Raw genomic sequence first — 14,294 nt, 5'->3', positions numbered from 1 at the left:
CATGGTTGCTATCAAAAACGTAGCTGCTAGCGCTTGTTGAATAAGCGCTAGGTGCCATTTTTATCTAATGGCATGATTGGGCCATGACCGTCGAGCCTCAATCCGCAGAAGTCCCCGCGCCTTCCCCTGTTCCTGCTGCTTCTAGCGTCCCAGTCGCCTCCGTTGCCCCAGCGGCATCGGCAGAGGCTGTGGGCGATGCACCGCCATCCCATCCCTCCGCCGCGCCTACTGTGCCTACCGCACCCACGGCGCCCGGGCCTGCTGTGCCCACGCACCTGCCCTGGTACCGCTGGGTGCTCGAGAGCTTGCGCGCCGCTGTCTTCATGGCCCCGCGCACGGGGGCGGCAGCGCCGACCCCGGCGCAGTTGATCAGTGCCATGGTGGTGAGCTGGGGCTTGGTGGTGCTGGGCGAATGGTGGGCTGCCGTGGCCGTGGGGCCGGTGGAATTCAATGCCCAGGCTTGGCTGGGCCAGCACTGGTTGTCGCTGGCATTGCTGGGCGCGGCCTGGTGGGCCATGTGGCCAGTGCAGAAACAGGCGCCTGGACCGGCTGAGGCGCTGGCGGGTGGTGTGCCAGCTTGGTTGTTGTTGAGTAGCCTGGCCGTGCTGCCGTGGGTGATTCCTTTGCTCCTGATTCCTGCGAGCGACGAGGCCAGTGCCGGCATGCCTGCATGGCAAGACCGTTTGGATTGGACGCTGCCCGAGCTGCTGCTGGGGCTGTCGGCCATTGCCGTCATCTTGTGTTCGTATGCCGCCATGGTGCGGCTCACGGCGCGTTTCGTGCGGTCGCGCTGGCGCACAGCGGTGTTTGCGCTGTGCCTGGTGGCGGGCACGGCTGTGCAATTGGGTTTGGGGGTGGAGCCCACCTGGAAGCCCGTGGTGGATGTGCAGGCAGCGACCGATGCCGCCGCTGCCGAAGGGGCAGACGCGCAACCCGCAGGCGTGCCCCTGTCCCAAGCGGTGTTTGAGGGCCAGCAGCTCATGCTGGAGGCCTACACCCAAGACCTGACCCCCGAACGCCCCGGCGTGGTGGATGTGTACGGCCTGGTGTTCGCCCCTTATGCGGGCGAAGAAGTGTTCCGCCGCGAAAGCACCATGGTGAGCGATCTGCTGCAAGACCGCTTCGATGCCGAAGGCCGCGTGCTGCACCTGCTTAACCATGCCGAGACGGCCGACACCCATCTGTGGGCCACGCCAGAGAATCTGCGCAGCGCCGTGGACGCCCTGGCCGCCACCATGGACCGCGAGCAGGACGTGCTCGTGGTTTACATGACCTCGCATGGTGCCCGCAACCATCAGCTTGCTGCCGCCCACCCGCCCTTGCAGGTGGACCCCATGACGCCCGAGCTGCTGCGCCACATGCTGGACGATGCGGGCATCCGTCACCGCGTGATCGCCATCTCGGCTTGTTACTCGGGCGGCTGGCTCGATACGCTGGCCACCCCGTCCACCCTCATCATGACGGCAGCGGACGCCACGCACACCTCCTACGGCTGCGGCATGCGCTCTGAGCTGACCTTCTTTGGCCGCGCCGTATTTAACGAGCAACTGCGCAGCACCTACTCCTTCACCGATGCGTTCAACAAAGCCGTGCCCATCATCGCCCAGCGCGAGGTCGAGGCGGGCAAGGCCGATGGCTTCTCTAATCCGCAGATGCGCGTGGGGGCCGAGATTGACCCGGTGCTCAAGGCCCTGGCCCAGCGTCTGTCGGCAGAGGCTGCAACGCCTTCCTCTGCGCCACGGCCCGGTGGCAAAGGCCTGGTGGCGCAAACCCCTATGGCGCACCGCGCCGTGCAATTGCGCTAAGGTTTGCGCCCATGAATCTGTCCTTCTTGCGCCTGGGGTGGCGCACCTTGCTGCGCGACCTGCGCGCTGGCGAGCTGCGTTTGTTGATGGTGGCCGTCACGCTGGCGGTGGCCGCGCTCACCTCGGTGGGCTTTTTTGCCGACCGCCTGCAAGGCGGCCTGCAGCGCGATGCCCTGCAGCTGCTGGGGGGCGATGCGGTGGTGGCCAGCGACAACCCCACGCCAGCGGCCTTTGTGGAAAAAGCCCGTGCGTTGGGTCTGCAAACCGTGGGCACCATGGGCTTTCCCACCATGGGCCGCGCCAGCGATGCGCAAGGCGGTGCCAGCAAGCTGGTGGCCCTCAAAAGCGTAGAGGCGGGCTACCCGCTGCGCGGCGCCCTCAAAGTGACCGACGCGCCGGGCGGGCCAGAGCAGACCACCCGCGACATTCCCGCCCCTGGCGACGTATGGGTGGATGCACCTTTGCTGGACGCGCTGGGCCTGGCCATGGGCGACAAGCTGCTGCTGGGCGATGCCCAGTTGCGCATTGCCCGCATCATCGTCATCGAGCCCGACCGGGGCGCGGGCTTCATGAGCTTTGCACCGCGTGTCATGCTCAACGCGGCCGATGTGCCTGCCACCGGCCTGGTGCAGCCCGCCAGCCGCATCACCTACCGATTTGCCGTGGCGGGGGCACCCGCCGCCGTCAAGGCCTTTGCCGACTGGGCCAATGCCGAGGTCAAAAAGACCGACGTGCGCGCCGTGCGGGTCGAGTCGCTGGAGAGCGGCCGCCCCGAAATGCGCCAGACGCTGGACCGCGCCCAGAAGTTTTTGAACCTGGTGGCCTTGTTGGCCGCGCTGCTCTCGGCCGTGGCCGTGGCGCTGGCGGCACGCGGCTTTGCCGCCGACCACCTCGATGCCTCGGCCATGCTGCGCGTGCTGGGGCAAAGCCAGCGCACCATTGCGGGTGCGTACACCACCGAATTCGCGCTGATTGGCCTGTTTGCCAGCGCATTGGGCGTGGCGCTGGGCTACCTGGTGCACAACGTGTTTGTGATGCTGCTGGCCGGGCTGGTGGAGTCGGCCTTGCCCGCGCCCAGCCTGTGGCCCGTGGCCTTTGGTTTGGGCATGGGGCTCACGCTGCTGTTTGCCTTTGGCCTGCCGCCCGTGTTGCAACTGGCCCAGGTGCCGCCGCTGCGCGTCATCCGCCGCGACGTGGGCGGCCTCAAGCCTGCATCGCTGGCCGTGCTGTGCGTGGGCGTGGCGGGCTTTGCGGCGTTGCTGCTGGCCGTGAGCAGCGACCTCAAGCTGGGCTTCATTGCCGTGGGCGGCTTTGCCGGGGCCGTGGCCTTGTTCGCAGGCCTGAGTTGGGTGGCCGTGAAGCTGCTGCGCAAAAGCGTGAACGAAGCCACGGCCCCGCGCTGGCTGGTGCTGGCCACGCGGCAAATCTCGGCCCGCCCGGCCTATGCCGTGGTGCAGGTCAGCAGCCTGGCTGTGGGCCTGTTGGCGCTGGTGCTGCTGGTGCTGCTGCGCACCGACCTCATCAGCAGCTGGCGCCAGGCCACCCCGCCCGATGCGCCCAACCGTTTCGTCATCAACGTGATGCCCGAGCAGGCCGACGATTTTCAGAAAACCCTGCAGACCAGCGGCGTGGCCAAGTACGACTGGTACCCCATGATCCGCGGCCGCCTGCTGGCCGTGAACGGCCAGCCCGTGGGGCCGGACACCTACACCGAAGACCGCGCCAAGCGCCTGGTGGACCGCGAGTTCAACCTCTCCACGGCCGTGCAGCAGCCCGCCCACAACCAGATCGTGGCAGGCCATTGGACCGACAACGAGGCTGGTGCCGTGAGCGTGGAAGAGGGCATTGCGCAGACCCTGGGCCTGAAGCTGGGCGACAGCCTGCTGTTTGACATTGGCGGTGTGCAGAACGAAGCCCGCATCACCAGCCTGCGCAAGGTGGACTGGGGCTCCATGCGTGCCAACTTCTTTGTGATGTACCCGGTGCAGCAGCTAGAAGGCGTGGCTGTCACCTACCTGGCGGCTTACCGCGCGCCCGAGGCCCAGGGCTTTGACAACGCGCTGGTGCGCCAATTCCCCAACATTACCAACGTGGACATGGCCAGCACCATCACCCAGGTGCAGCGTGTGCTCGATCAGGTCATCCGCGCGGTGGAGTTTTTGTTCGCCTTCACCCTGGCCGCTGGGCTGGTGGTGCTGTTTGCGGCCGTTACCGCCACACGCGAGGAGCGCGCCCGCGAATTCGCCATCATGCGCGCCGTGGGCGCCCGCGCCAGCCTGCTGCGCCAGGTGCAGCGGGCCGAGCTGATGGGCGTGGGGCTGCTGGCGGGTTTTTTGGCCAGCGCCGTGGCCGTGGCCGTGGGCTGGGCCCTGGCCCGCTACGTGTTTGACTTTGCCTGGACGGCATCGCTGTGGGTGCCGCTGGCCGGGGCCTTGGCCGGTGCCGTGCTGGCCCTGCTGGCGGGCTGGTGGGGCCTGCGCGACGTGCTGCGTCGCCCCGTGGTCGAGACACTGCGCCGCGCTGCGGAGTGATGGGACTGATCGGCCGCAGAGGCGCTGGCTGTTTTATGCAGCCAGCGCAAAGGGCGTGCGGATGTCCGACAGAAACTGCTGGGCCCGTGGGTGCTGAGGGCGGTTGAAAAAGTCGTCTGGGGTGGCACGCTCCAGCACCTGCCCTTGGTCGAGAAACAGCACCCGGTCGGCCACTTCGCGGGCAAACCCCATTTCATGCGTGACCACCACCATGGTCATGCCGTCGCGGGCCAGATCGCGCATCACCAGCAGCACCTCTCCTACCATCTCGGGGTCGAGCGCGCTGGTGGGCTCGTCAAACAGAATCACCGGGGGCTCCATGGCCAGCGCGCGGGCTATGGCAACGCGTTGCTGCTGCCCGCCAGACAGCTCGGTGGGGTACGCCTGGGCTTTGTGCGCCAGGCCGACCCGATCAAGCAAGGCCAGGGCGCGGCGCTCGGCTTCGGCCGGGGCGAGTTTGCCGAGCTGGGTGGGGGCGAGCGTGCAGTTTTGCAGCGCCGTGAGGTGCGGGAACAAATTGAACTGCTGGAACACAAAACCCACCCGTGAGCGAAACTGGTTCAGCAGGAGCCCAGGGCGGTAAATGTCTTCTCCCTGCACCAGAATGCGCCCGCCCTGAATGGGCTCCAGCCGATTGATGGTGCGTATCAGTGTGGACTTGCCAGAGCCCGATGGACCGCACACCACCACCACCTCGCCTGCGTGAATGGTCTCATTCACATCGCGCAGCGCCTGGTAGCTGCCAAACCATTTTTGTACGTTGTCAAACCGGATCATGCGGTGGCTCCTGCCAGGGATGTGGATGTGCGGAGGGCTGTGGTGGGCGGCTTGGCGCGTCGGGCCAGTCGCTGCTCCAGCCCATAGGCCAGGCGCGTCAGGCCAAAGCACAGGATGAAATAGGTGAGGGCCAGCACGGCATAAATTTGCGCGGGCAGCACGAACACCAGGGAGTTGATTTGTGTCGCAATCATGGCGACCTCATTGAGGCCAATGATGAAGCCCAGCGATGTCTCCTTGATCGTGGACACCAGCTGGTTCAGCAGCGAGGGCAGCATGTGGCGCAGCGCCTGTGGCAGCACCACCTTCCGCATCGCCTGCAGGTAGCTCAGCCCCAGTGCGCGGGCGCATTCCATTTGCCCGCGTGGCAGGCCTTGGATGCCCGCGCGCACGATTTCGGCCAGGTAGGCACCATTGAACAAGGCCAGTGCCAGCAGCATGGTGGTGAACTGGTCGGTTTTGTGGCCTGTCACGCTGGGCAAAAAGAAGTAGGCCCAGAACACCACCATGAGCAGTGGCGTGCTGCGCACCACGAACACCAGCCCAGTGACAGGCCAGCGCAGCCAGCGCCAGGGGCTGACACGGCCCAGCCCCAGCAGAAGCCCCACCGGCAGCGCCGACACCAGGCCCAGGCTGGCCAGTATCAAGGTGAGTGCCAGCCCCCCCAGTGGCCCCTGTGGGTACTGGCCCACCAGAAAGTACAGCCAGTAGGTGTCCACCATTTCCAAAAAACTCATGTGCAATGCCTTGGAGAGGAGGGCTGCAGCGCCAGCCTCTGCGGTGCGCGGGGCGCCTGTTGGCTGAGGGTTTGTGCCATGCTGCCCCTGTTACGTCCGCACGGGGTAGCGGTGCTGGTACCAGGCTGCCAGCCCGGTGATCACCAGCGACAGCGCCACGTAGCTTGCCGTCGCAAAAACAAACGCCTCGAAGCTGCGGAAAGTGGCGCTTTCCACCTTGGCGGCCTGGTACATCAGCTCGGCAGCACCAATCACGGTGGCAATGCTGGTGTTCTTCCACAGGTTCAGCGTTTGGGAGATGAGCGGTGGCACCGTGACGCGCAGTGCCTGCGGCAAGATGACCAAGCGCATGGTGGCCAGAAACCCCAGACCCAGCGCCCGCCCCGCCTCAAACTGCACGCCAGGGATGCCGCGAATACCGCTGCGAATGTCTTCCGCCATGAACGCGGCCGTGTACAGGGTGAGCGCAGCCACGGCTGCGGTAGCCTCGTAGTTGTGTCCGTACAGCCATTCCTTGGTGGCTTCGGGCAGCAACTCTGGCGCGCCAAAGTACCAAAACAGCATGTGGGCCAAAAGGGGGACGTTGCGGATGGATTCCACATACACAGCCCCCAGCCAACGCAGCGCAGCCACGGGTGCCAGCCGCAGCAGCGCCACCACCACCGCTAGCGGCAGTGCCAGTACCAGCGTGGAGGCCAGCAGCGCCAGCGACAGGCGCAGCCCGGCCAGCAGCATGCCAAGGTAGGGGCCCGAGAGCAGCAGTGAAAAATCTAAAACAGGCATGGAACAAAGGCGGTCAGACCACACAGAAAAGCCCGCCGTAGCGGGCTGTCGGCCGCATGTCCGGTATTTAGCTGTCTACCTTGTCGCTCTCGATCTTGAAGTCGCGCTTGGGGAACTTGAGTTTGCTGTCGGGGCCGTACCACTTGATGAAGAGCTTCTCGGCTTCGCCGGACTTTTCAAGCTCGCGCAGTGTTTCGTCCACCACGGTCTTGATGGCCACTTCCCCCTTCTTGATGCCAAAAGCCAGAGGTTCCACGCTCAGGTTTTGCGGCAGGATCACGTAGTCCTTGGCCTTGGGGCCCAGCTTGGCGTAGTCGGCCAGCAGGCTGGCTTCATCGTTCACGTAGGCCACGCCCTTGCCCTGCTGCAGGGCCTGAAACGCCTGCTGTGTGGATTCAAAGGTCACGACATCGGCGGTGGGGGCGGCTTTCAGCAGGTTGGGGCCTTGCGTGCCACCCTTCACGGTCAATGCTTTTTTGCCAGCGAGGTCTGCCACGCTCTTGATGCCGCTGCTGGTTTTGACCAACACCTTTTGGCCGGTGACCAAGTGCGTCAAGCCAAAGTCCACCTGCGACTCACGCTCCTTGTTGTGCGTTAGCGAGGCGGCCAGCACGTCCACATGGCCTTGCTGCAGCTCAGGGATGCGCGCAGCCACTGCCACTTGTTTGAACACGGGCTTTACGCCGATTTTCTGGGCCACAGCGCGTGCCAAGTCCACTTCGTAGCCAATGAATTCGCGGGTCTTAGCGTCAATGAAGCTGTTGGGCTCATCAATGCCCAGCACGCCGAACACGATCTCGCCGCGCTTCTTGATGTCGGCCAGTTGGTCTGCATGGGCGGCCGCTGCAAACAATGCCAGGGTGGCGGCGGTGATCACCGGGAAAATCGAGCGTCTGCGCATAAAGGTGGGTCCCTCAAGTGGTTTGGAACAATGGATGGCTGTCAGGGGGAACCAGGGAAGGCACAGCCCCCCAACCTGCAGCACAGGCCTTTGCCAACGCCTTCCCGGTTCCTTGGGTCATGAGCGTAGGTGGGCGGTGCTTGCCTGTGAAATAAGGAATGCAAATATCATTAGTCGCCGCATGCTGTGCGGCCCCACCTTTGCACGCACCGCTACGCCGCAGTGCAACGCCCTGCGTATCCCCAGCGAAACACCGTTTTTTCTCAGGCACCTAGCCACGCTTTTTTCACGCATGACCGACAACGCTACCGACGCAGCCAGCGACACCGCAGCCTCCCCTGCAACCCCCTTTGAGTGGATCGGGGGCGAGGCCCGCGTACAGGCCTTGACAGACCGCTTCTACGACCTGATGGACTTGGAGCCTGCCTACACAGAGCTGCGCGCGGCCCACGGCCCAGAGTTGGACAGCGCCCGGCAAAAGCTGTTCTGGTTCTTGTGCGGCTGGCTCGGCGGCCCCTCGTACTACACCGACCAGTTCGGCCACCCGCGCCTGCGTGCGCGGCACATGCCGTTTGCCATCGGCATCAAAGAGCGTGACCAGTGGGTAGCCTGCATGGACCAGGCCATGGGCGAGACCGGCGTGCCGGACGATTTGCGCGCCCGCCTGCGCGAGAGCTTCATGGGCACGGCCGACTGGATGCGCAACAAGGGGGTTTAGGGATGGGGCCCATCGCCGGTCGTGCTGCGCTACGTCAGCGCTGCGCCAAACACCTACCGCCCATAGGCCCATGCGGGTGTTTTGGTGGCCCTTCTTTGCACAATGGCTCGGTCATTGTTGACAGAGACAAACCACCACCCATGAAGATATCGACCCGTTCCTCTGCCGCCGTTGCAGCCTTGGCCATGGCCGCTTTGCTGGCGCCGCACCTTGCCCACGCCAAGCGGCTGGGTGGTGGCAAATCCGTGCAGCCCACCCGCAGCGCACCGGCGCCAGCGGCCCCCGCAGCGACCAAGGCCACGAGCCCGGCTGCACCAGCGGCTGCCACCCCGGCCACGGCCGCTCCTGCCGCAACATCGGCTGCACCCGCTGCAGCCCCGGCAGCAGCGCCCAGCATGATGGGCACCATGGGGGCGGTCGCCGTAGGCGCTGTGGCAGGCAGCATGGCTGGCAATGCGCTGGCCAATGCCAACGCGCCATCCGACAAGGAAAAGAAAGCCAAGGAAGCTGAAGCAGCAGATAAAGAGGCTGCGGAGCTGCAGCGCAAAACCGACGAAGCCAAAGCCCGCGCCGAGGCCGCACGCAAAGCCAACAAGCCCAAGGACGCAGAGGCTGCAGACAAGGAAGCGGCCGAACTGCAGCGCAAGGCCACAGAGGCCAAAGCCAAGGCAGACGCTGCCAGGGCTGCCACCAAGTAGTCCCGCAGGGCAGGGCGCTTCCTGTGCTGACCCCTATGCAGGGTTGGACGGCAGATAAAAAAGACGGGCCGCGAGGGCCCGTTTTGCTAGGGATGACCTGCATCACCCTCGCGAGGCGGTGGTAGTGCGGATCGGGATGGGACGCAAGGCGTCTTTTGGCAGCCAATAGCCCGGCTATTGGCAAGAAAAGCAACGCAGCGGACCGCCCGAGGCCGCGCTGCCACAGACCGCAGGGAGTTATGCAGGTCATCCCTAGGTGTTCTGGCTGAGGTTCAGTGTTGTCGGTGGGCGTGGATCAGGCGGCGGGCCAAGATCTTGCGCTCACTCGCAGCAGCCCCTGCGCAGTTTGGCTGAACCGGTCACCTGCGGGGTTGCATCCCCGTCGGCGGATGGCCGCAGGCTACGAAGGGCAGCGGCGCGCGCCCAGTCCAACCTTTTGTCGTTCGGCCGCATCTCGGTAGGCCAGCAAAAACCCATCAGACGCCACCTGATCGGCCAACGCCCTCAGCATGCCTGCGGATTCAGGCCCCAGCACCTCTTCTACGCGGTGGTTCACGGCAGACCACGCCTGCAATGCCTGCTTGAGGCGCGCCTTCCCGTGCTCGGTGAGTGCCGCACGCTTGGTGCGTTTGTCTTGGGCATCAGGTTGCAGGGTGATGAGTCCATCGCGCACCAAAGGCCTCAGCGCATGGGTCAGTGCCGAAATCTGGATCGCGAGCCCGGCGGCCAGTTCCAGCAGCGTTGGGCCCAGCGCCGTTTGAACATCGGTCATCTGGTCGATCGTGCCCGCCAGGGTGACCTGGGTCGCTTTCAAGTCCACACACTCCGCCGCCTCGTCGTACAGATACGCCAGCCTGCGGGCCGCCCGCCGAATCGAAATGTTCGTGCACGGCAAATCCCCCAGCGCTTCTCTTTTGTAGGCGCAAGGGTTCACAGGGTCGATGTCCGTCGTCGACTGGTTTGTCATCGTGCAGATTGTCTATCAGCCCGATGCACTGTCCAAGCACACTTTGCTATTCACTTGAGTGCTCAATGGTTTTAATAAGGGCATATAGTTGTGCACTCAACCCAGTTGCATTGGCTACCCAGCGCACTTCGCGCACAGCCCTTTTTTCACCCTGACCGCGATCCATTCCATGCTATTTAACCCCCTGCAAGCCGGCGCCCTGACACTTCCCAACCGCATCCTGATGGCCCCCCTGACGCGCGCACGCGCAGATGCAGGCCACATGCCCAACGCCATGATGGCCGAGTACTACGCCCAGCGCGCCAGCGGGGGCCTGCTGATCACCGAATGCACCATGGTGGCACCCAACACCTCCGCATTCATCGCCGAGCCGGGCATTTACTCCGACGAGCAGATCGCCGCCTGGAAGCAAGTGACATCGGCCGTGCACGCCAAGGGTGGCCGCATCTTCATGCAAATCTGGCACGCGGGCCGGGCTGCCCATCCCGCCATCAACGGGGGCGCGCCCACCGTGTCGTCCACTGCCACGCCGGTGGAGGGCGACATCCACACGCCCACGGGCAAGGTGCCTCACGTCGCAGCCCATGTGCTGACAGAAGCTGAAATTCCGGCCATCGTGGCTGCCTTTGTGCAGGGCGCCAAAAACGCCATCGCCGCAGGCTTTGATGGCGTGGAAGTGCACGGAGCCAACGGCTACCTGATCGACCAGTTTTTGCGCGATGGCGCGAACGACCGCACCGACGGCTACGGCGGCACCATGGAAAACCGCGCACGTTTCCTGTTTGAAGTGCTGACCGCTGTGACCGCCGCCATCGGCAGCGACCGCGTGGGCCTGCGCTTGTCGCCCCTGAACAGCTACAACAGCATGAAAGACAGCGACCCGCTGGCCTTGATTGGCTTCCTGGCCGAAAAGCTCAACGCCTACAAGCTGGCCTATCTGCACGTCATGCGCGCAGACTTCTTCCAAGCCCAGCACGGCGATGTGATGACCGTGGCACGCGCCAAGTACCAAGGCGTGCTGGTGGGCAACATGGGCTACACCGCAGAAGAAGCCGAGCAGGCCATCGCCAACGGCAAGCTGGATGCGGTAGCCTTTGGCACCAGCTTCTTGGCCAACCCTGATCTGCCAGGCCGTATCAAGGCAGGTGCGGCACTGAACGCGCCCAACCCCAATACGTTCTACTCTCCCGGCCCCGTGGGCTACACCGACTACCCCACGATGGCCGGCTGAGGCGGCCATCGCCACGCACCGCTGTATACCGCTCCCATCCGACTTGCTTGCGGCGTCGCAACGGCGCAAAGCGGCAGGGAGGTGGTCGGGCGGCAAGGCGGTGCATGGCGAGTGTGCGGTCCGCGTTTGAACCGGTACTTGCAGGCCATGCGCCCCGGCAGTGGGCCGCGCGTTGTGCGTTAGCCCCGCCCGACAAAAGGCATCTTGGTGGCCATCACGGTGTGAAAGAGCACGTTGGCCTCCAGAGGCAGGTTGGCCATGTAGCGGACGGACTCACCCACGATGGCCACATCGATCAGCGGCTCCACCGCGATCTCGCCGTTGGCCTGCGGCACGCCCTTGCCCATGCGCGAGGCCAGGTCAGTCAAAGCGTTGCCAATATCGATTTGCCCCACAGCAATGTTGTACTTGCGGCCATCCAAGGCACCGGTTTTGGTCAATCCCATCACGGCATGTTTGGTCGCCGTGTAGGCGATGGAGTTGGGGCGCGGCGCGTGGGCCGAAATAGAGCCGTTGTTGATGATGCGCCCACCTAGCGGCGTCTGCGCACGCATCACGCGAAACGCTTGCTGCATGCAGAAAAACATGCCGTTGAGGTTAACGTCCACCACCTCCCGCCATTGCTCGGCCGTCCATTCGGTGAACTCGCCAGGCGGGTTGCCCCGGCCCGCATTGTTGAACAGCACATCGACGCGCCCAAACTGCGAAACCGCTTGGGCAAACAGCGCCTCCACCGCTGCCGCGTCGCCCACGTCGGTGGGCACACACAAAACGCGGTCCGCCGCACCGTGCAACGCTTGCGCCTGCGCACGCACTTCGTCCAGCATGGCCGCCCGGCGCCCCGCCAGCACCACGTGGTAGCCATCGCCAACCAGCGCCAGCGCCACCGCCTTGCCTACGCCCGAGCCCGCACCGGTAATCACGGCCACCTTCTTCGTACTCGCTTGCACATCGATCTCCTGTTTCAGACATTCATGGAGGCAGCGCGCCCATACACACCCACGCCACCGCAGCACCAGGCAATGCACCCGGGGCCCACGTTCTAGCACGGCGGGTGGCAACGCCTGCAAAACTCAGAAAGAGTGGCCCAGGCGCGCTTGGAGCGCATGCGTGTATCGCAGAAGAAGTCTCAGATCGCGGCCGACGTGCAGAAGCATCTTGCGCAGGGGGCAGCCAATGAGAACGCTGGCAGAAATCAAGGGCCGGAGCGTCATCACCGAGGATGGACACTGGCTGTGGCGTGGGTCCTTGCGGCGTGATGGCCGACCCAATATCTACGCCCCTGACTACACCCATGCAAACGGCGCGCTGCGCACCCAATGCGGCATGCGCGCGGTATGGCATTGCGTCAACCAGAAGGCTGTGCCGGAGGGTTGTCGGGTGTTTGGCGACTGCGATGAGCCCACCTGCTGCAATCCCGCGCACATCAAGTGCACGAGCGTGGACGATGGAAAGCTCAAGCGCCTTTTGCGCGGCATCTATGAGCTGGTGGAGGTGTTCCCGCCAGCACGGACCATCAGCAAGACCGTGCTCTCTAACGGAGCCGTGGTGTACGACATTGGCGACGATGTGCTGACCCTGAGCCCACAGGAGGCCCGGGTGCTGGCTGAGCTGAGCATGGGCGCTGCTGGCACTGCAGTGCTGATCCAGAGCACCAATCAGCACCTGTTCCTGGCCACTGAGCTGGCCGCCCAGGTGGAGAAGCAGGGCCGAGAAATCAAAGCCCTCAAAGCAGCCCTGAAGCTGGACGACGACGACCGCCAGGGCAGCCTGATCGCATAGGAGGAGCACCTCTGTCGGGGTCCTTTGAAATTTTGCCACGCCCGCTCGTGGCAACGCTCGGTTGAAATTCTGGGTCGCTCATTTTTTGGTGCGTCACGAGCACCATAATCTGTTCATACGAAGGGGGGCACATGTAAATTCCAGGTCCAGTATCACCATCAATATCGGTGTCCGTCAATGAGTTATGGAACGAGCTGGTTGTACTCATCCGTTCAATAAGCGCAGATTTGTCAGGCCTTGATGCCGAGAGCAAGTTCTCAACTACAAAAAAATTCGACACAGTTGCCAGCTTGTTAAGCGAAATTGCCGAATTCGAACATATTCTGTCTGGGTTGCCCAACGATCTCATTTCGGTGATCAAACTGCTCTCTGCTGCTTTGCGGATATCGGAGTTGACGAGCAGGTTTGTCCATTGGGGTGCAGCGGTGCAGCCGCCAAGTGAACTTCCACTTCCATATGAAGTCCTGTTGATTAAAGCTAATAACCTTTTCAACACGGCCAGTCGCGAAGCCTGGGCATTGCCGGCAGATTTGCGTGAAGCGAATTTCCCGGATTTGCCCAAACCGCGTGAAGCAAATCATGACGAAGTTGACGCTGTCCTGAAACGACTCCAGAAGCGCCAGGCCACAACAGAGTCTCGTCAACTCGAAATCGATCGATCTGTTTCCGAACTGGGAGTCCGCGTTGAACAAAAATTCAGCCAGTTCGAGCTTCAAGCCGAGACTGCATTCACTTCAATGCGGTCTGAATTTGATCGAGAGGGCAAGGCGCTGTTGGCTAACTATGATGCGGCGAAAGTCGAGCTTACAAACAGACGCAAAGCCATTGATCAGCTTTTGGGCGTACTCGCATCCAAGGCACTAGGTGGGGGATACATGCGAAATGCACTCAAGGAAGAGAAGCTCGCAGATAGGTTCCGCAGTGCCGCGGTAGTCCTAATGGTCTTGTTGGGAATTTGCATAGTAGGCGCTATCGTTTCAATGGAAGTTCATTCCGTTACCCCTGAGCAAGTAATGGTGCGTGGTACCGGTGTTTTGTTCTTCTCGTTCGTAATAGGGTATTTGATTCGTCAGTCAGCCGTGCATCGTGCTCAGCAACATCGCTATCAGCGTACGGCGCTCGACCTCAAAGCGATAGACCCATTTTTAGCCGATTTGCCACTTGAAGCCCGGCAAGCAGTAAAGCTGCAATTGGCGGACAAGATTTTTGTCCCCAAGGAGGTTCTTGCTGCATCGGATTCAGCGGGGTTTGGTTGGGCCGAGGTGGCGATAAAGGCAATTGATAAAGCGAAATCTGTGAAAGAAAAGAGCTCTTAGTGAGCGTCTCCGCATGGAGTTCGAACTCTTCATGTAAGGGCGGAGCAA

13 protein-coding genes are annotated in these 14,294 nt (G+C 63.3%); 7 read left to right on the top strand and 6 right to left on the bottom strand.

Annotated elements, in window-relative coordinates:
• Nucleotides 1-83 precede the first annotated feature (83 nt).
• Nucleotides 84-1,805 (top strand): C13 family peptidase, encoded by a 1,722-nt coding sequence (locus tag EAG14_RS14520; protein WP_121729316.1) that lies wholly within the window; start codon nucleotides 84-86, stop codon nucleotides 1,803-1,805.
• An 11-nt stretch (nucleotides 1,806-1,816) separates the two neighbouring features.
• Nucleotides 1,817-4,336, top strand: a complete 2,520-nt coding sequence (locus EAG14_RS14515; protein WP_121729315.1) for an ABC transporter permease — start codon at nucleotides 1,817-1,819, stop codon at nucleotides 4,334-4,336.
• Between the two features lie 33 nt (nucleotides 4,337-4,369).
• Here the strand turns inward: EAG14_RS14515 and EAG14_RS14510 are convergent, their stop codons facing one another.
• From EAG14_RS14510 to EAG14_RS14495, 4 genes are all read right to left on the bottom strand, one after another.
• Nucleotides 4,370-5,113, bottom strand: coding sequence for an amino acid ABC transporter ATP-binding protein (locus EAG14_RS14510; RefSeq protein WP_121729314.1), 744 nt, complete (start codon nucleotides 5,111-5,113; stop codon nucleotides 4,370-4,372).
• Nucleotides 5,110-5,850 (bottom strand): amino acid ABC transporter permease, encoded by a 741-nt coding sequence (locus EAG14_RS14505; RefSeq protein WP_121729313.1) that lies wholly within the window; start codon nucleotides 5,848-5,850, stop codon nucleotides 5,110-5,112. The genes EAG14_RS14510 and EAG14_RS14505 overlap by 4 nt, the downstream gene beginning before the upstream one ends.
• Before the next feature lie 90 nt (nucleotides 5,851-5,940).
• Complete coding sequence (locus EAG14_RS14500) at nucleotides 5,941-6,633, bottom strand: amino acid ABC transporter permease (protein ID WP_121729312.1); 693 nt, start codon at nucleotides 6,631-6,633, stop codon at nucleotides 5,941-5,943.
• A 67-nt stretch (nucleotides 6,634-6,700) separates the two neighbouring features.
• Entirely contained in the window at nucleotides 6,701-7,534 is an 834-nt protein-coding gene (locus EAG14_RS14495; RefSeq protein WP_121729311.1) for an ABC transporter substrate-binding protein, read from the bottom strand.
• Nucleotides 7,535-7,826: 292 nt separating this feature from the next.
• Between EAG14_RS14495 and EAG14_RS14490 the strand changes: the two genes are divergently transcribed.
• Nucleotides 7,827-8,252, top strand: a complete 426-nt coding sequence (locus EAG14_RS14490; protein ID WP_121730487.1) for a group II truncated hemoglobin — start codon at nucleotides 7,827-7,829, stop codon at nucleotides 8,250-8,252.
• Nucleotides 8,253-8,392: 140 nt separating this feature from the next.
• Nucleotides 8,393-8,950, top strand: coding sequence for an ABC transporter substrate-binding protein (locus EAG14_RS14485; protein ID WP_371414360.1), 558 nt, complete (start codon nucleotides 8,393-8,395; stop codon nucleotides 8,948-8,950).
• A 400-nt stretch (nucleotides 8,951-9,350) separates the two neighbouring features.
• Here the strand turns inward: EAG14_RS14485 and EAG14_RS14480 are convergent, their stop codons facing one another.
• Nucleotides 9,351-9,917, bottom strand: coding sequence for a MarR family winged helix-turn-helix transcriptional regulator (locus tag EAG14_RS14480; protein ID WP_121729310.1), 567 nt, complete (start codon nucleotides 9,915-9,917; stop codon nucleotides 9,351-9,353).
• A gap of 169 nt (nucleotides 9,918-10,086) precedes the next feature.
• Here EAG14_RS14480 and EAG14_RS14475 point away from each other — a divergent pair, with 169 nt between their 5' ends.
• Complete coding sequence (locus tag EAG14_RS14475; RefSeq protein ID WP_121729309.1) at nucleotides 10,087-11,148, top strand: alkene reductase; 1,062 nt, start codon at nucleotides 10,087-10,089, stop codon at nucleotides 11,146-11,148.
• Between the two features lie 179 nt (nucleotides 11,149-11,327).
• Here the strand turns inward: EAG14_RS14475 and EAG14_RS14470 are convergent, their stop codons facing one another.
• Nucleotides 11,328-12,098, bottom strand: a complete 771-nt coding sequence (locus EAG14_RS14470; protein WP_371414359.1) for an SDR family oxidoreductase — start codon at nucleotides 12,096-12,098, stop codon at nucleotides 11,328-11,330.
• 226 nt (nucleotides 12,099-12,324) lie between these two features.
• Between EAG14_RS14470 and EAG14_RS14465 the strand changes: the two genes are divergently transcribed.
• Together EAG14_RS14465 and EAG14_RS22875 are read left to right on the top strand one after the other, a co-directional pair.
• Nucleotides 12,325-12,930, top strand: a complete 606-nt coding sequence (locus EAG14_RS14465; protein ID WP_121729308.1) for a hypothetical protein — start codon at nucleotides 12,325-12,327, stop codon at nucleotides 12,928-12,930.
• Nucleotides 12,931-13,097: 167 nt separating this feature from the next.
• Nucleotides 13,098-14,246 (top strand): hypothetical protein, encoded by a 1,149-nt coding sequence (locus EAG14_RS22875; RefSeq protein ID WP_162996010.1) that lies wholly within the window; start codon nucleotides 13,098-13,100, stop codon nucleotides 14,244-14,246.
• Nucleotides 14,247-14,294: the final 48 nt, after the last annotated feature.

This window comes from Acidovorax sp. 1608163 (assembly GCF_003669015.1).
Lineage (GTDB): Bacteria > Pseudomonadota > Gammaproteobacteria > Burkholderiales > Burkholderiaceae_C > Acidovorax.
Note: the sequence above shows the minus strand (reverse complement) of the source record. Positions and strands in the feature narration are given on the sequence as shown.